Genomic DNA, 17,854 nt, shown 5'->3' on the forward strand with positions numbered 1-17,854 from the left:
GCAATTCCGGGAAGAAGCGGTTTTAAAGCGTTGGATCATTTCAGGGTTTCGATGAAACGATGATAGGATCCGAGCGATGAGAAAAGGCCGCTTCGCGCGGCCTTTTTGCTGTCTGCTATTTCGGTTCGAACAAGCCGGTCACCAACGTCGGCGTCAGTTCGTCGAAGTGCTGGATGATGACGGTCGGCTCCAGGCGCTCGACCGGAACGTCGGAGTAGCCGAAGGGGACGGCGATCGACGGCACGGAGGCATTGCGGGCGACAAGCATGTCGTTGAGGCTGTCTCCGACCATGACCGAGCGCTCGGCTGCGCCGCCCGCATTGGCGATCGTGCGCAGCAGGTGATCGGCATTCGGCTTGCGGATTTCGAAGGTATCGCCGCCGGAGATGGCGGCAAATCGGTCGATGAGGCCGAGGCGTTCGAGCAGGCGCCTCGCCAGGCCTTCCGGCTTGTTGGTGCAGACCGCCAGCGTGAAACCGGCGTCCGAAAGTCGGTCGAGCGCGGCAACCAGGCCCGGATAGGGCAGCGAATCGCCCGGCATCGTGCCGTGGTAGAAATCGACGAAATCCTTCAGTTGACGATCCAGAAGCGCGTCATCGAGCGGCCTCTGGCGGAGCGCGAAGGTGCGCTCGATCATGGCGCGGGCGCCGTGACCGACAAGATGGGTGAGATCCCCATAGGTGACCGGTTCGAGGCCTGCTTGCGCGACCACGTGGTTGAGGCTGGCGACGAGGTCCGGGGCTGTATCGACAAGTGTTCCGTCAAGATCGAAGACGACAATGGGAGAAGACACCGAAATACCTCATGACACCGCAAACCGTTGCAGTCCGGGTAGGCGAAGTCACCCAAGAATGCAATGGAAAGTATAGGCCAGGATGCATGCGGAATCCTCGGCAGTGATTTCATTTTGACTTTTGTTTGCGTCGTCGGGCGTGTAAGTGTCTCAGCGGAAAAGCGGCTGCCGACGCTGTTGCAGCGATGTCGGCCGGCAGAATCACGTTGATCGTGGGAAGTACAAGGGAGCGACCGGCGCATGGACGCCCGCGAAATGAAAATCAAAGCCGCAGCCGCGGCACTGGAATATGTCGAGGACGGCATGCGTCTTGGCATCGGCACCGGTTCGACGGCTGAGGAATTCGTTCGCTTGCTGGCCGAGAAGGTTGCTGCAGGCTATCGCATCGAGGGCGTTCCCACCTCGGAACGCACCGCGCGTCTTTGCCTCGAACTCGGGGTGCCGCTCAAATCGCTGGACGAACTGCCGGAGCTCGATCTGACGATCGATGGTGCCGACGAGGTCGATCATCGGCTGCGACTGATCAAGGGTGGCGGCGGCGCGCTGCTGCGCGAAAAGATAGTCGCCAGTGCTTCGAAGCGGATGATCGTGATTGCCGACGAATCGAAGGTCGTCGACGTTCTCGGCGCCTTCAAGCTGCCGATCGAGGTCAATCCCTTCGGCCAGGTGGCAACGCGAATCGCGATCGAGAAGGTGGCCTCCCGCCTTGGTCTTTCGGGGGAAATCGCGGTGCGTCAGTCCCATGACGGGGCTTTCATGACCGACGGCGGACACCTCATTCTCGATGCATCTTTTGGCCGTATTCCTGATGCAGATGCGCTCGCAGGAGAGCTGAATGCCATTCCCGGCGTCGTCGAGCACGGGCTTTTCATCAACATCGCGTCGCTGGCGATCATTGCTGGGCCGGAAGAAGCACGCATTCTGACCGCGTCCTGAGCCGGCTCCCGATGCTCCGTGAGGAGCAGGGAGCGGCAAGGACAGGTTTCCACACATGCGGCCTGGCGGCGGCAATCGCCCGGGCTGCATGCGACAAACACAGGAGCAAGGGTAACAATGAACAAACTCGCAGGTCTTGTCCGCACATTCGCTGCCACCGCGGTTCTGCTTTCCGCATCCGTTCCGGCGGTTAAGGCCCAGGACGTCTCCGAAGACCAGATCAAGGCAGCGCGCGCGACGATCGCGGCGCTTGGCGTCACCAACAGCTTCGACAATATTCTGCCGAACCTCGCTGAGCGGCTGAAGAACACGCTGATCCAGGCATCACCGAACCATCAGGAGCTGATCACCGCGACGGTCGACGAGAAGGCTCTCACCCTTGCTGCGCGCCGCGCTGACCTCGAGCGTGAAGCCGCAACGATCTACGCCAAGACCTTCTCGCTCGAAGAGCTGACCGCGATCACCGACTTCTACAACTCTTCTGCCGGCAAGAAGCTCCTGAACGATGGCCCGATCGCTTCGCGCGAACTGCTGAAGGCTGCCGACATCTGGGCCGCAGGCGTCTCGCGTGACCTCACCCAGGAAGCCACCAAGTCGCTCGACGACAAGGTTGGTAAGCAGCCGGCAGCCGAAGGCGCCGTCCAGGCCCCGGCGCAGTAATCGACGACCGCCGAACGATCACGTTTCGATGAGCCCGGAGCGATCCGGGCTTTTCTTTTGCCGGGGGGCACCACTATATGTGCACCTTCGGTGCGGCCCCTCTGTTCCGCCCGCTTGCGTGTTGACCGTGAGATAGGTCGATCCGCGTTCCATTTGCCAATTCGGCGCGATTGCTTTCAGGAGACTGCTCATGCCCGCTTTCGACTATGACCTCTTCGTGATTGGTGGTGGGTCCGGTGGCGTCAGGAGCGGGCGCCTTGCGGCGAGCCTCGGCAAGAAGGTCGCGATCGCCGAAGAGTTCCGCTATGGCGGCACCTGCGTCATCCGGGGCTGCGTGCCGAAGAAGCTCTACGTCTATGCGTCGCAGTTTTCCGAACATTTCGAGGACGCGGCCGGCTTCGGCTGGTCGGTCGGCGAGAGCCGGTTTGACTGGAGGAAGCTGGTCGCCGCCAAGGAGCAGGAGATCACCCGCCTTGAAGGGCTCTACCAGAAGGGCCTCGACAATGCCGGCGCGGAGATCCTGCATACCCGCGCCGAGCTTGTCGGTCCGAACACCGTGCGCCTTATCGACAGCGGCAGGACGGTCACGGCCGAGCGCATCGTCATCGCCGTTGGCGGGCACCCGACGCCGCACGATGCGCTGCCTGGACACGAGCACTGCATTTCCTCCAATGAGGCCTTCGATCTCGCAGAACTGCCGAAATCGATCCTGATTGCCGGCGGTGGCTATATCGCCGTCGAATTCGCCAACATCTTCCACGGCCTCGGCGTCGAGACGACGCTGATCTATCGCGGCAAGGAAATACTCTCGCGCTTCGATCAAGACCTGCGCCGCGGGCTGCATGTGGCCATGGAGGAAAAGGGCATCCGTATCCTGTGCGAAGACATCATCCAGTCTGTCGCGCTTGACGCTGACGGGAGACGCGTGGCGCAGACGAAAAAACACGGCGAGATCGTTGCCGACCAGGTGATGCTGGCGCTTGGCCGAGTGCCGAACACCCGGGGGCTCGGCCTCGAGGCGGCGGGCGTCAAGACCGACGAGCGCGGTGCGATTGTGGTTGACGCGTTCTCACGTACCAGCGCGCCCGGCGTCTACGCGCTCGGCGATGTCACCGACCGCGTGCAACTGACGCCAGTTGCGATCCACGAAGCCATGTGCTTCATCGAAACCGAGTACAAGAACAATCCGGTGTCGCCGGATCATGACCTGATCGCCACCGCCGTCTTCTCGCAGCCGGAGATCGGCACGGTTGGCCTGACCGAAGAAGAGGCGGCGCGCCGTTTCGACGAGTTGGAGGTCTACCGCGCCGAATTCCGCCCGATGAAGGCGACGCTTTCCGGCCGCAAGGAAAAGACGATCATGAAGCTGATCGTCAACGCCGCTGACCGCAAGGTACTCGGTGCCCATATCCTTGGCCATGATGCTGGCGAGATGGCCCAGCTGCTCGGCATCTCGTTGAAGGCTGGCTGCACCAAGGACGATTTCGACCGGACGATGGCGGTGCATCCGACGGCGGCCGAGGAACTGGTGACGATGTATTCGCCGTCCTACCGCATTCGCAAGGGCGAGCGGGTCTGAACGCCTCGGGCGGATGCTGCTGCATATCTCCATAAATCGACGCGGATTTACGGACAAAGACATGCGGCAATTCAAAGCGCTACAGCGATCTATGCGCGTCTGACAACGCGCGCGGCGCTGTAGGAGGCGTGATTTATCCCGTTGAAACTGCGCACTATTCTTTCGAAGCGACGCCTTCGGGTTTTGGGATCGTGCGCAGGCGGGATATATCCTTGCGCCTTATGCGCCCTTGAAAGCAATGAATTCTGGTAGGATGGCTTTCCAAGCGTTTCCTTAACGTCTATAAGCCCGCATTCCGCGGCGTTTGCGACATGGGCGGCACCAGGGCTGGGCCGGGCGTTGAGGGCAGCGCACGCGGATGTGGAGTGAAATTTCCGAATACCGGGCGGCCGCATCGGCTGTCAGGGTACGACCCGCGCGGGTAGATCCGCGGCAGACAACAGGTGATCGAAATGGCACAGACTTGGACTCCAAACAGCTGGCGGCAAAAACCCATCCAGCAGGTGCCGGACTATCCGGACCTGGCAGCGCTTGAGGCGACCGAAGCACGCCTCGCGAAGTATCCGCCGCTGGTGTTTGCGGGTGAAGCGCGCCGCCTGAAGAGTGCACTTGCCAACGTCGCCGAAGGCCGCGGCTTCCTGCTGCAGGGCGGCGACTGCGCCGAGAGCTTTGCCGAGCATGGCGCCGATACGATCCGTGACTTTTTCCGCGCGTTCCTGCAGATGGCCGTCGTCCTGACGTTCGGCGCACAGCAGCCGGTGGTGAAGGTCGGCCGTATCGCCGGCCAGTTCGCCAAGCCCCGCTCGTCGGGCGTGGAAAAGCAGGGCGACGTGACGCTGCCGTCCTATCGTGGCGACATCATCAACGGCATCGAATTTACGGAAGAGGCGCGCATTCCGAACCCGGAACGGCAGATCATGGCTTACCGCCAGTCGGCCGCGACGCTGAACCTTTTGCGCGCCTTTGCCATGGGCGGCTATGCCAACCTCGACAACGTGCATCAGTGGATGCTCGGCTTCGTCAAGGACAGCCCCCAGGCCGAGCGCTACCGCAAGCTCGCCGACCGCATTTCCGAGACCATGGATTTCATGAAGGCGATCGGTATCACCTCGGAAAACCATCCGAGCCTGCGCGAGACCGATTTCTTCACCAGCCATGAGGCGCTGCTGCTCGGCTACGAGCAGGCGCTGACGCGTGTCGATTCGACGTCGGGCGACTGGTACGCCACCTCCGGTCACATGATCTGGATCGGCGACCGTACGCGCCAGCCCGACCATGCGCACATCGAATATTGCCGTGGCATCAAGAACCCGCTCGGTCTCAAGTGCGGCCCGTCGCTGACCGGCGATGGCCTTCTGGAACTGATCGACCTTCTGAACCCGGCAAACGAAGCCGGCCGGCTGACGCTGATCTGCCGCTTTGGCCATGACAAGGTGGCCGAACATCTGCCGCGCCTCATCCGCGCCGTTGAGCGCGAAGGCAAGAAGGTGGTCTGGTCCTGCGATCCGATGCACGGCAACACGATCACGCTCAACAACTACAAGACCCGTCCGTTCGAGCGGATCCTGTCGGAAGTCGAAAGCTTCTTCCAGATCCACCGCGCGGAAGGCTCGCACCCGGGCGGCATCCATATCGAGATGACCGGCAACGACGTGACGGAATGCACCGGCGGTGCCCGCGCGCTCTCCGGCGACGATCTCGCCGACCGTTACCACACCCACTGCGATCCGCGCCTCAACGCAGACCAGGCGCTGGAACTTGCCTTCCTCTTGGCCGAACGCATGAAGGGCGGCCGAGACGAGAAGAAGATGGTGGTCAACGGCTGATCTAAGCCGCTGGCGTCGTTCAGCTTTTCTGAACTTCGCTTGGACGTTTTGAATTTGACAATGCCGGGTCAGCGCTCGAAGCTGGCCCGGCATTTTCGTGTCTGGAGCAGCAATCGGCGCAGGTCATCCCGCGCGGCGCACTGCGCTCTGACATCATGAAACATCAGATGTGATGCTTGGGGGAAGCGATGCAGGACGTTCACAAGGGAAACTGCCTCTGCGGGGCAGTGCGTTTCAAGGCGCGCGGGCAACTGCGCGAGCTGATCTACTGCCATTGCAGCCAATGCCGCAAACAGACCGGGCTCTACTACGCCGCGACGAATGTCGAGGATGATGGCCTTGACGTCGAGGGAATGGAGAACGTGACCTGGTATCGGGCGAGCGACAGCGCCGCGCGTGGCTTCTGCCGGACCTGCGGCTCGGCCCTGTTCTGGAAGGCGGACGGATTGGGCTACACCTCGATCATGGCCGGTGCCTTCGAAAAGCCAACCGACCTCAAATCCGGTTACCATATCTTTTGCGAAGATCAGGGCGACTTCTACGAGATCAACGACGACTTGCCGAAGTTTGCGGCCGGACGCGTCTGAATAGCCGTTCCTAAGCTTCGCCCGTCGCTTGCCGTTGCGCTTGCTCGAAACCATTGGCAAGGCCGGCCAGCTTGACGGCCTGCCAATAGCAGTACTCATCGATCAGGCGTTCGCTCAGCCAGAAGATGCCACGCGGACCTTCCGCTGGTCTGCCGAGCAAGCCGGCGTCCTGGGCACGGGTAAAGATGCGCCTGATATGTGTGTTCGATAACATGTAGTGGGCTGCGAGATCGCTCAGGTTGGCCTCGACCCAGACCTTGCCCTCGACTGGATCGAGGCCATTCGGTCGTGACATCAGGTCATCCAGCAGCAGGCCGCCGCATTCCGTCCAGACAAACGTTGCGACGCCATCCGGCGGTTCGCTCCACCGCCGGTCAGACAAGAGAAGACGCGCCGCGATCGGTTGCGCGCGTTGGAAAAGGGAGGGGTCCGCTTCGACCCGCTGCACGCGGCCCTTGCCGTCAAAACGGTCAAGCGTTCCCATCTGGCTCATGAACCAGCGCAGCATGGCGCCCTCGCTGATCTCGGTCGGTTCCAGCGGGCGGACCTTCTTCCTCGCTCTCCCGCCTTCGGCATCGCGCAGCAACTTGTAGGTCAACAGTTCGGCGATGAAGGCGGCCGCGGTATTGCGGCTTGCGCCGCCGGTCTCATGCACGAACTTCAGGAGACGCGCCGTCGTAATGCCGGTGTCGGGATTGCCGGGCTCGCGCTCGAGATGAAGGGCGTAAATCGCCTGGCTGAGGGTCCACTTCTGGTGGGAGGCGACGAGGCGGGCGACACGCGGGAAGCTGTCGTAGGCCGTCATGAGATCGCGGGCACTCGCCTGGAGGATCGCGCGGAAGCTCCGGTGCTGAAGAAAATCGTCCTTGGTGAAGGCCAGCGATTGATCTCGCGCGACGCCCTCTTGCTCTGCCACGACACGCATCTGCTGCGCACACCCCCGATGCTCGCCCGGCTCACCGGATGCTACAGCGCGCGCCATAATCAGACGCGCAAAGATCGCTGTATCGCCTTGAACTTCTGCATGTTTTTGTCCTTGGATCGAACAGGATTTACGGAGAAGACATGCAATGAACAAGGTATCCGGCTGGCCAGCAGCCACTCAGCTGTGCCCCTCATAGCAGGGCAACCTTGTCCATAACGTGTGAACACCGGATTTTGTTCATTGGGGCGTCTGACGGTTTTCCGTCAAACGCCCCAAGAGTGTGTTTCCCTCGCTCGCTATTGCACAAGCACAGGCGGCTGGCACTTGACGCCGGTGACCCGAACGTCGGCCTCGCCGACCCGAACGCCGACGAGGAGAAGCAAGTTGTAGAGCAGGTCATCGACCGGCTTGGTGACGCCGCCCAGCGTCTGGGCGAGGGCCTGTTGCACGAGGGTCGGACTGCCGAGCGTCAGGAACAGGACCTGGATGTTCACGTCGAGATCGTTGAGAAGCGTCTGGGTCGTCGAGGTGAGGATATCCTTTGTCGAGACGGTCTTGATCGTTCGGGCCGCGACATCGGATGGGCTGAAGCTCAGGCGCGAGGCCTGGAGGTTCTGCGCTTCGACATGGGCGAGAGCGTCGATCTTGACCACCAGGGCATCGACGAGCCTGGCTCTTTGCACACGGGCGTCGGATGAGAAGTTGGACAGGACCGTCGGGTCGACGTCACCGATGGCGATTTCGGCAACTCCGGGCACCGCATCCACGCTGACCTCTGCATTGTCCGGCTTGCCGCCATAGCAGCGAATGTCGGCAAGCTTGGCCTCCGCATAGGCCAGTTCGACATAGAGCGGTAAACGAATTCGAATTCCGGCAAGGGCCGCCAGGCCATCGACGTTGACTTCGACGGCGAGGCGGGTTTGTGCCGTGCGAACGGCCGCGCCCGGTGTGCCGAGACGATGGCTGGGCGTTTCGACCGGCGGCTCGCCGATGGCGAGCTTGACCTTGGCGGAAGCGATGCCGGGAAGACCTGCAACCGCGTTGAGGGCAATCTGCTTGTCGCCATTGGCGATCGCCGCGGCGGCCGAGACAAGCTGGAGCGCGCTCACCTTCATCGTCCAATCGGAGCCCGCATCGATCTGAAGGCTCTTCTTGGGGTCGAGGTTCAGGATTTGCGCCAGCGTGAATGTGTGGTTGCTGGTCGCAGTCGAAAGCTCGATGCTCTTCAGCGCGCTCGTCACGGTACCAGACAAGCCTTGAACGAGGCGCATCGAGGCGAGCAGCTGCGGCATCGTCAGGTTGGCCTTCAGCACGTCCTCGTAGGAGGCCGCGGTCAGGTTCAGCCTCGTCGCTATGATCTTCAGGAACGGCTGGACATCGATATCCGCGTCGATGAGCGCCTCGTAGTCCATGACCTTCAGCGAAATCGTCGAGCCGAGCATTTGCCCGAGGATGGAATTAAGCAACCCGTCGTTCAGGCTGGCAAGCCGAGAGCCGACGGAGAATGCCGCGATCTTGGAACTGGCGGCCGTGCCATAGACGTTCAGCTGCGGCGGTGCGCTGAAGATAGCGGCGAGGAAGATGTCTCCCTTCTTCTCCAGCATGACCTGCACCGCATCCGTGGGCGTCGCATCCTTGACGAAGCGCTGCCCGGCATTAACGGATGGATCGGGGACATATCGCCCGCGCGTGACGGTCGCAACGCCATTCACCTTGCCGGTGCTAACGTCGCCGAGCGGCAGGACCTTGCCATCGATCGTCATCAATCCGGTCGGCGTCGCTACGCCGTAGTTCATCCCGTTGTTGGAGAAATGCTTGAGCACAGCTTGTTCGGCGGAGGAAATGTTGGCCGCGGCGGCAATCGCCGCAAGGTCGACCGTCGACTGCATTTCACGCTTTTGCATGGTGAGGTAGCCGTAGTCGATGCCAAGCGCCATGGACGTGATGACGAGAGGCATGGCCAGTGCGGCCGAGATGCCGATATTGGCGTCGCGCGATCGTGACAGGGCACGCAGGCGCGTTGGTTTCCATTGCATATCAGACCCCCCCGATGCGTATGGTCGCGAAGCGCTCGATCTGTTCGCTCGGCATCGCAAATGTGAACAGGTTGAAGATCGGCAGATCGCCGGCGTCGTACTTGATCCGGACGGTGAACTGATTTGCGTTGTTGGCGTCGTCCTTGACGGTGACGGTCATGCGCGATGACTTGATGAAAGCCTGGTCCATCGTCGTGCGCTGGATGTAGTCGGTCGCGAGCCGTTCACGCTCGGTTTCAGAAAGACCGGCAATGGCTGTGCGGGCGGCATCGGCGGCAATTTGCTGAATGGAATGGGCGGCGCTCAGATAGACGCCGTAGGCAATCACGGTCAGCACGCAAAGAAAAAAGAGCGGCGCTATAATTGCAAATTCGATTGCGGCGGCCCCGTCTCGGCCGCCTAACAGGCGCTTGAAGTTGGACATTGCAGCATCTCCGCGTACCCACGTTGCTGTATTTTTTCGAATGTCCCTGCATCCATAAGGTGAGCCTGAAATGTTAATTTTTTCATACCCTGATAAGTTGTTGAATTGGAATGCTTTTCCTCAATGTTGCAAAATGTGTATGCACAGTTGAATTAGTGTTTAGGAAAATGAGCTGGTTTTTGCCCTGTCACCTGCGCCGGACGGCAAGTGTGCCGAAGGCGAGCAACCCACCGGGTGCGACGGCCGGTTTCAGGCCATCGCGCCTGGCGGCCGTTTACGGCGATCCCGGTTTCGGTCAGTCCTGACCTGGTTCCGAAGGATAATGGGCGAGCTGTCGGTTAAGCGTGGCGAGGTCGGCGCGCAGTTCCGAAATCTCGGGCAACAGCACATCATCGACCTTGTGATGCAGTGCGATCAATTCGACTTCCGACTTGAGATTGACCTCGTAGTCCTTGGAGGCGGCGAAGCGGTCCCGTTCGGCCTGGCGGTTCTGGGACATCATGATGACTGGCGCCTGGAGGGCGGCGAGCATGGAGAGCACCAGGTTGAGGAAGATGTAAGGGTAGGGATCGAACGCGCCGGTGATGAGCAGAACGGAGTTCACCAGGATCCAGCAGACCAGAAAGCCGCAGAAGCCGAGGATGAAAGTCCAGGAGCCGCCGATGCGGGCGCTGTTGTCCGCAAGCCTGTCGCCGAAGGAGAGGCCGGCCGTAAAGGCCGCGTGTGAATCGGTCGCAAGCGTGCGCCGGTCGCGGGCGTGGGAGAGAATGCGGCGCTCGATCTCTCCGAGTTCGTTGAGCGGCTGCCGAAAAGCTGTTTTGAAATGTCGTTGAAGTGCGGCATGGCGATCTCCGGAGTTGGCCGGAGATAATCTACTTCATGTTTCCCTTAATCGTAGCCGATCAAAGGACAAAAACATGCAGCAAATCAAAGTGCTACAGCGACGACCTCTGCGCGTCTGATAAGACGCGCGGCGCTGTCGCGCGCCAGCGTCCCAATGAAATCACGCTCTAACGGATAATGCGTGAGGACCGGAGCGGCATGTCACCGCTCCGGTCCTTGCGATCAGTGGGCCTGGACGCTCGCGAAGAGCTCGGCATGGGACTTGAAGAACCGGTCCGTCGAGAAGCGGTCACCAAACATCATGTCGTGTTGCAGGAAGCGATAGTCACGCAGCAGAGCCGGCACCTTCGGCTGGCGAGACCACTCGGCTACTTCCTTGCCGTTCTTGCGGATCAGCATGTAGCGATCGACGACGCGATACTGGTCGTGAACCTTGCCGAGGAACCCGGTGTAGTAGGGATGCTCGTAGCCCGACTGCTTGAGGATCTGATAGGAGAGGAAGGCCGGGCTGATGCTGCCGACATTCTTCTTCGGGCCTGTCTTGTTCGACCAGACGACAAGCGGCGTTTCGTGCTGCGCCTTCATCTGGTCCTTCGAACCTTTGCGCTCCGCGGTGACGCCCTTCATGAAGCCGGTGCTGGTATAGACCGTGTTGAGCGGCGGCAGATGGTCGCCAAAGAGCACGATGATCGTTTCACGATCGCGGTTCTTGGCCCAGTCCATCAGCATCTTCAGGCTGTCGTCGGCTTCCTTGATGCCTTGCGCGTAGGTGGCAAGCACCTGGCGATCCGCCTCCGGCAAGTCGCCTTCAACCTTGATGGTGTTCTTGGGGTAACGGTTTGCCTCATAGGGGCCGTGGCCCTGCAGCGTGACGGCAAAGAAGAAGAACGGATCGTCCATGGCGTCGGCCTGGCGGATGATCTCATGCGTCAGCGACTCGTCCGAGGCGAAGATGCCGCGCTTCTGCATCGGCGGCATGTTCTCTTCCGACTTGAACATGTCGAATCCGAAGGCCTTGTAGACGGCGGTGCGGTTCCAGAACCAGCTCTGGAACGGATGGATGGCGCGCGAGACATAGCCTTCGCCACGGAAGAAGGTGGCGAGCGACGGGATCGGGTTGCGGATGTATTGCTGGTACGGGATGCTGCCATAGGGCAGGAAGGCGTTGGAGAAGCCGGTCAGCGCCTCGAACTCGACGTTCGCGGTCATGCCGCCGAACTCCGGCGAGAAGACGTTGCCCGACTGCATTTCGCGGATCGTTGGCATCGGATCGGGCGAAAGCTTGACGTTCGGCAGACGGGTCGGATCCCAGAAGGATTCGCTCATCAGCACGATGACGTCTGGCTTACCGCGGTGCGATGTGCCGGCCGGAAGCGGCTTTACCGGAATACGGTCGATGGCATCGACCATGTAGCCGGCAGGCGCGCTGACATTGGCCATAGGCAGATTGATGGCAAAGGCGAGGGCAAAGCCGTTGTGTTTGTAGTTCTCGGTCTGGTCCCACATGATGGGAATGACCTTCAGCCGGTCGCGGATCCAGGAGAACTGGTTGTAGTCCATGATGTTCCAGAAGGCGACGATAAGCGGCAGTGCGAAGGCAAGGCGTGCCACGCGCTCGCGCGTCGTCAGCTTGGGGAAGGTCCGCCAGGCGAAACGCAGGAGAAGACCGATCGCGACGACCGCAGCAACGAGGCCGACAGCGATAGCGACAGCGGTCCAGGGGCGGTCCTTCACCAGGACGGGCATCAGCTCCATGATCTGACGGCCGAACAGGAAGTCGGTCGGGTAGAGCGGATCGGAGAGGAACACTTGTTTCTGCTGGCAGATGACGGCCGGCAGGATCGCGAGCGGCGCGAGCACCACGGCGGACTTGTGCTCGCGGCCGAAAAGGCCGTCGACAGCCAGGAGAACGAGGAAGAACACGCCGATGGTCGTCAAGGCCGGACGGGCGGGGTCGAGAATGTAGGCGAGCGTATCGGTCAGCGACTGACGTACGACGAGCTCGACGAGGAAGACCAGTGTGGCTGCGACGAAAAGGGAGAACACTGCGCTGCGCGTGGACGCGAGCGTCTTGGCGTGCCGTGTGGTGAAGCCGGGTCTATCGACGTAGACGCGCGAGCCTCTCGCGACAGCGGAATCGATACTAGCCAACATATTCTCCAATTTCATAAATGCGTCGTGTAACTGTCATACGCCCGTCATTTTGAACAGGGGATGAATGGTTTCTTAACGGAGATTGGGAGCCGCCTTTCGTCGCGTGAGGGCGCTCTAACGGCGCTGCATAAGAACCGGGAAAAACAGAATTTTTCGGTTTTTTTTGCGTTGCTGCGATTGGCTGTGGGTATTTTCCCGCGGATTGCGCTAAAGAACATTGCGAAATGTCAGACGCAATCGTTCAGAACAGACCGACAGGCCCGCTCATGACCGCTCACAAAAACGCTCCCTCGCACCTCCGCATCGCAGTCGGCCAGCTCAATCCGACGGTCGGCGACATCGCCGGAAACCTGGCCAAGGCACGCGAGGCGCGCGCCGACGCAGCACGCCAGGGCGCCGACCTCCTGCTTCTGACGGAGCTGTTCATTTCCGGCTATCCGCCGGAGGATCTCGTCTTGAAGCCGGCCTTTCTCAAGGCCTGTCTTCTGGCGGTCGAAAAGCTGGCGGAAGAGACCGCCGACGGCGGGCCGGGCGTCATCATCGGCTTCCCGCGCCAGGCCAAGACCGGCCGGCACAATGCGGTGGCGGTGCTCGATGGCGGCAAGGTGGTCGCGATCCGCGACAAGGTCGATCTGCCGAACTACGGCGAGTTCGACGAAAAGCGCGTCTTCGATCAGGGCGAGATGCCGGGGCCCGTCAATTTCCGGGGCGTGCGCATCGGCATCCCGATCTGCGAGGACATCTGGGGCGATCTCGGCGTCTGCGAGACGCTGGCCGAAAGCGGCGCGGAAATCCTGCTGTCGCCGAACGGCTCGCCCTATTATCGCGGCAAGGTGGACGTGCGCCATCAGGTGGTCCTGAAGCAGGTGATCGAGACCGGCCTGCCGATGATCTATGCCAACCAGCTGGGCGGCCAGGACGAGCTGGTCTTTGACGGCGCAAGTTTTGCCTTCAACACCGACAAGTCGCTGGCTTTCCAGATGAGCCAGTTCGAAGAGGCAATCGCCATCGTCGAGTGGAAGAGGGGCGAGTCCGGCTGGCACTGCGAGAGCGGGCTGAAGTCGCGGCTGCCGGAGCCGGAGGAGGCGGACTATCGCGCCTGCATGCTCGGCTTTCGCGACTACGTCAACAAAAACGGCTTCAAGAACGTCATTCTCGGCCTCTCCGGCGGTATCGATTCGGCGATCTGCGCGGCACTCGCCGTCGATGCACTTGGCGAAGAGCGGGTGCGCACCATCATGTTGCCCTACCGCTATACCTCACAGGAATCGCTGAAGGATGCCAAGGAATGCGCCGCGGCGCTTGGGTGCCGCTATGACATCGTGCCGATCTCCGAGCCGGTCGAAGGCTTCCTGAGCGCGCTTTCCGATACGTTCGAGGGCACAGAATCCGGCATCAGCGAGGAGAACCTGCAGAGCCGCACGCGCGGCACGATCCTGATGGCGATCTCCAACAAGTTCGGCTCGATGGTGGTAACGACCGGCAACAAATCGGAAATGTCGGTCGGCTATGCGACCCTTTACGGCGACATGAACGGCGGCTTCAACCCGATCAAGGACCTTTACAAGATGGAGGTCTATGCGATTTCGCGCTGGCGCAACACCACGGTACCGCCGGGTGCGCTCGGGCCTTCGGGCGTGGTCATTCCAGTGAACATAATCGACAAGGCGCCGTCGGCCGAGCTTCGTCCCAATCAGACGGACCAGGATTCGCTGCCGCCCTATCCGGTGCTCGACGATATCCTCGAATGCCTGGTCGAGAAGGAGATGGGCACCGATGAGATCGTGGCCCGCGGCCACGACGAGGCGACGGTGCACCGGGTCGAACACCTGCTTTACATCGCCGAATACAAGCGGCGGCAGTCGGCACCGGGCGTCAAGATCACCAAGAAGAATTTTGGCCGCGACCGGCGCTACCCGATCACCAACCGCTTCCGCGACCGGGGGTAGGGTGTGAGCGCCTTCGGCGAAGGGCGGGACGGCAAGGATAGCCGTCCTGCGTTCACGGACGAGGAAATCCGGCTGCTTCGGCTGTGGTCGGTGAGCGATGTTTCTGCCGCCAGGCAGCTTTCGGCGCAGATTGCCTATTTCGCGACGCCGGCGGTGTTCGGCATCTATGGCTTGGCGACCGGCAATCTCGTTATCGTCGGCGTTGCCTTCGTCTGCATCCTGCTGCTGCTCGCCTGGGGCGTCGTCTCAAGCTGGCGGGACCAACGCAATTCTATTCTGATGCAGTCGGTCTGCGCCAAGGTCTTGGCGATGCTGGGAGCGGGCGAAGAACGCAAGCAATAGCTGCTTGGCTGCGACGGGAGAACGGCATGCGTAGTTCCATCGAAACCTATGACATCGTTACCGGCGAGACGCGCGTCGTCTGGCAGACGGATCGGCTGGTCGAGGCGCCGAACTGGTCGCCGGACGGATCGCATCTGGTGATCAATGGCGACGGTCGCCTTTACCGCCTCGGTCTCGACGGTTCGGAGCCGAGCGAGATCGACACAGGCTTTGCGCGTCTTTGCAACAACGACCACGGCATCTCGCCGGATGGCGGCACGATCGCCATCAGCGACAAAAGCGAATTCGGCAAATCGGCGATCTACCTGTTGCCGGCCGAAGGCGGCACGCCAAGGCTCGTCACCCGCAACCTGCCATCCTATTGGCACGGATGGTCGCCGGATGGGCAGACGCTTACCTATTGCGGCATTCGCGACCAGGTCTTCGACATCTACACGATCTCAGTCGATGGTGGCGAGGAGACGCGACTGACCCACGGAGAAGGGCGCAATGACGGACCCGACTGGTCGGCCGATGGTCAGTGGATCTATTTCAACTCGAGCCGCACCGGGCGCATGCAGATCTGGCGTGTCCGTCCTGACGGCAGCGATGTGACGCGGATCACCGACAGCCCCTATGGCGACTGGTTTCCCCATCCGTCGCCGGATGGAAAGAACCTGTTGGTGCTCTCCTATGACGGTGAGGTGTTCGATCACCCCAGGGATCTCGATGTTCGCTTGCGGCTGATGGACATGGACGGCGGCAATGCACGGGTCCTGTTCGAGCTCTTCGGCGGGCAGGGAACGATCAACGTTCCCAACTGGTCGCCGAGGGGCGATCGTTTCGCCTTCGTCCGCTACCAGCGGGAAAGCTGACAGAACTGGACAAGAATACCGGTTGCATGCTAGCGATCACGTCGTTCGCAGGGCGCATCCGATCCGCGGGAAGGGCAAGGCCCACCTGTCTCACTGAACTTGGTTGCCACACCTCTTTTCAGTCTGTGGGCGCGGATACCGGACGTGAATGAAAGGAGGTCTTTCATGATCACGCGCGATCTTCCCGCGAACCTTACCCTCGATACTATTCGCAAGCAGGCCAAGGCTTTTCTCAAGGCTGTGAAGGCTGGCGATGCCAGTGCCAAACAGAGGGCGCTTCCCTATTTTTCCGAACCGACTGCGATGGGGCTGCAGGATGCGCAGCTGGTACTTGCCCGCGAGTTCGGCTTTTCGAGCTGGACGCGGCTGAAGCGGCATCTCGAAAAATCCGGGAGCCATGCGCCGGCGACAGAGCAGCTCGCAAGCCGCCTTCTCTCGCTGGCAACGGTTTCCTATTTCGGCGACATAGCCGCTGATCCCGACCGTTTCACCCAGGCGCTTGCGCTTCTGCACGCACATCCTGAAATCGCCGGGGACAGCATCCACGTTGCCGCAGCACTTGGTGACGCCGAGGCAATTGACCGGTGGCTCGATCACGATCCGAAACTCGCAGGCAAGCGCGGAGGTCCCTATGACTGGGAGCCTTTGCTCTACGCCGCCTATGCCCGCGTTCCCGGCCGCTCTTCCCTGCCGGCCGGCCAGCGCCTGATCGCGCGCGGGGCTGACCCGAACGCTTACTGGCTCGATGACGGCCAGTATCGGTTCACGGTGCTGACCGGGGTCTTCGGAGAAGGCGAGGCCGGTCGCGAGCGACAGCCGCCGCACCCGGATTGCGTGACCTTCGCACGGCTGCTGCTATCCGCCGGCGCCCGCGCCAATGACAGCCAGGCGCTCTACAATCGGATGTTCGAGCCCGACAATACCTGCCTCAAGCTGCTTCTTGACTATGGTCTCAATGCCAACGACCGGAACAACTGGCTGGTGCGCAACGATGGCGGCCTGGTCGAGAACGGGGAGCGCGTCTTCGACTACCAGCTGGCCTGGGCGCTGGAGAAGCGCATGGGCGATCGCGTGCGCCTGCTCATCGAGCACGGTGCCGACGTCAATCGCGCGATCAAAGGGCGCACGCCCTATCAGTGGGCCGAACTCGGCGGTGACCAGGCGCTGGCGCAGTACCTCGTGTCGCGCGGCGCTACCGAGGCGCCGCTCGACGACGTCGACCGTCTGGCGCGTGCGATCTCGCAAGACGACGGAGACGCGGCGACGGCGCTCGTTGATGCGGATCCGACGCTGACTGCGCGTACGCAGGCGGCGCACCCCGCATTGCTGCACGAGGCGGCCGGTGAGGACCGGCGGGCAGCGGTTGCGCTGATGCTCTCCCTCTGCTTCGACGTCAACCGCATGACCTCACGAACGCCGCTGCACGAGGCGGCCCTGCATGGGCACCTGGAGATGGCGAAGCTGCTGCTCGATCACGGCGCCAACGCCACGGCGCGAGACCCCCACCACCATGCTCCACCCATCGGCTGGGCCGAATACAACGGCAAGGCGGACATGGTGCGCTTCCTGAAGGAGCAGCCGCTGGATATTTTTGCAGCGGCGTCCTTTGGCCTGGCCGGGCGCGTCGGCGAACTCCTTGACCAGCAACCGACGCTTCTTGAGACGTCGTTTGGCGACTTCCGGGGGCGTGGCCGAGCTGAGCCGCAGCACGACTGGATGACGCCGCTTGCCTTTGCGGTGATCAATGGCCAGGCGGATGCCGTGCGGATGCTTCTCGAGAGGGGGGCGAATGCCGGCTTGCGTGATGGAGCGGCCGGGCCTTCCATCCGCGATCTTGCGCGCGACAAGGGGGACGAAGAGATCCTCGGCCTGCTGCGCGGCGCGCCAGTGGTGCAATAGGCGATCAAAACGACCGCCGAGGGGAGCGCTTGCACTCCCCTCGCGAG

Annotated in this window: 14 protein-coding genes and 1 pseudogene; 9 read left to right on the forward strand and 6 right to left on the reverse strand. The window is 61.7% G+C overall.

The genetic code is table 11. From position 1 onward, the window contains the following. Positions 1–115: 115 nt before the first annotated feature. Positions 116–793 carry an HAD family hydrolase gene (locus tag BBX50_RS08455; RefSeq protein ID WP_065774876.1) on the reverse strand — a complete coding sequence of 226 codons (678 nt, stop codon included), beginning with the start codon at positions 791–793 and terminating at the stop codon, positions 116–118. Positions 794–1,033: 240 nt separating this feature from the next. Between BBX50_RS08455 and rpiA the strand changes: the two genes are divergently transcribed. The 5 genes from rpiA to BBX50_RS08480 all read left to right on the forward strand — a co-directional run bounded on the left by rpiA (position 1,034) and on the right by BBX50_RS08480 (position 6,381). Continuing rightward, positions 1,034–1,729: a ribose-5-phosphate isomerase RpiA gene (rpiA, locus tag BBX50_RS08460; RefSeq protein ID WP_065774877.1), complete on the forward strand. Its 696-nt coding sequence runs from the start codon at positions 1,034–1,036 to the stop codon at positions 1,727–1,729. 117 nt (positions 1,730–1,846) lie between these two features. Continuing rightward, a complete protein-coding gene (locus BBX50_RS08465; RefSeq protein WP_065774878.1) occupies positions 1,847–2,389 on the forward strand; it encodes a DUF2059 domain-containing protein in 543 nt (180 codons plus the stop codon). 190 nt (positions 2,390–2,579) lie between these two features. Then, positions 2,580–3,968, forward strand: a complete 1,389-nt coding sequence (gene gor / locus BBX50_RS08470) for a glutathione-disulfide reductase (protein ID WP_065774879.1) — start codon at positions 2,580–2,582, stop codon at positions 3,966–3,968. Between the two features lie 452 nt (positions 3,969–4,420). Continuing rightward, on the forward strand, positions 4,421–5,794 hold the full coding sequence (locus BBX50_RS08475; protein WP_065774880.1) for a 3-deoxy-7-phosphoheptulonate synthase class II: 1,374 nt from the start codon (positions 4,421–4,423) through the stop codon (positions 5,792–5,794). A 188-nt stretch (positions 5,795–5,982) separates the two neighbouring features. After that, entirely contained in the window at positions 5,983–6,381 is a 399-nt protein-coding gene (locus BBX50_RS08480; protein WP_065774881.1) for a GFA family protein, read from the forward strand. 10 nt (positions 6,382–6,391) lie between these two features. Here BBX50_RS08480 and BBX50_RS08485 read toward each other — a convergent pair whose 3' ends face one another. The 5 genes and pseudogenes from BBX50_RS08485 to BBX50_RS08505 all read right to left on the reverse strand — a co-directional run bounded on the left by BBX50_RS08485 (position 6,392) and on the right by BBX50_RS08505 (position 12,760). After that, the gene (locus BBX50_RS08485; protein ID WP_065774882.1) at positions 6,392–7,306 is read right to left on the reverse strand and encodes a hypothetical protein; all 915 of its coding nucleotides are present in this window, start codon (positions 7,304–7,306) and stop codon (positions 6,392–6,394) included. Between the two features lie 296 nt (positions 7,307–7,602). Then, entirely contained in the window at positions 7,603–9,342 is a 1,740-nt protein-coding gene (locus BBX50_RS08490; protein ID WP_065774883.1) for a TadG family pilus assembly protein, read from the reverse strand. A gap of 1 nt (position 9,343) precedes the next feature. Further along, positions 9,344–9,766: a TadE/TadG family type IV pilus assembly protein gene (locus BBX50_RS08495; RefSeq protein WP_065774884.1), complete on the reverse strand. Its 423-nt coding sequence runs from the start codon at positions 9,764–9,766 to the stop codon at positions 9,344–9,346. Between the two features lie 295 nt (positions 9,767–10,061). Then, positions 10,062–10,577, reverse strand: a pseudogene (locus tag BBX50_RS08500) (DUF1003 domain-containing protein); the annotation flags it as partial. A gap of 254 nt (positions 10,578–10,831) precedes the next feature. After that, a complete protein-coding gene (locus tag BBX50_RS08505; RefSeq protein WP_083213590.1) occupies positions 10,832–12,760 on the reverse strand; it encodes an LTA synthase family protein in 1,929 nt (642 codons plus the stop codon). Between the two features lie 269 nt (positions 12,761–13,029). Here BBX50_RS08505 and BBX50_RS08510 point away from each other — a divergent pair, with 269 nt between their 5' ends. From BBX50_RS08510 to BBX50_RS08525, 4 genes are all read left to right on the forward strand, one after another. Next, positions 13,030–14,712, forward strand: a complete 1,683-nt coding sequence (locus tag BBX50_RS08510; RefSeq protein WP_065774929.1) for an NAD+ synthase — start codon at positions 13,030–13,032, stop codon at positions 14,710–14,712. Positions 14,713–14,715: 3 nt separating this feature from the next. Next, the gene (locus tag BBX50_RS08515; protein WP_065774886.1) at positions 14,716–15,054 is read left to right on the forward strand and encodes a hypothetical protein; all 339 of its coding nucleotides are present in this window, start codon (positions 14,716–14,718) and stop codon (positions 15,052–15,054) included. 26 nt (positions 15,055–15,080) lie between these two features. Continuing rightward, positions 15,081–15,908, forward strand: a complete 828-nt coding sequence (locus BBX50_RS08520) for a TolB family protein (protein WP_065774887.1) — start codon at positions 15,081–15,083, stop codon at positions 15,906–15,908. A 165-nt stretch (positions 15,909–16,073) separates the two neighbouring features. After that, positions 16,074–17,807 carry an ankyrin repeat domain-containing protein gene (locus tag BBX50_RS08525; RefSeq protein ID WP_065774888.1) on the forward strand — a complete coding sequence of 578 codons (1,734 nt, stop codon included), beginning with the start codon at positions 16,074–16,076 and terminating at the stop codon, positions 17,805–17,807. Positions 17,808–17,854: the final 47 nt, after the last annotated feature.

It is taken from the genome of Ensifer sp. LC11 (assembly GCF_001695835.1).
Lineage (GTDB): Bacteria > Pseudomonadota > Alphaproteobacteria > Rhizobiales > Rhizobiaceae > Ensifer.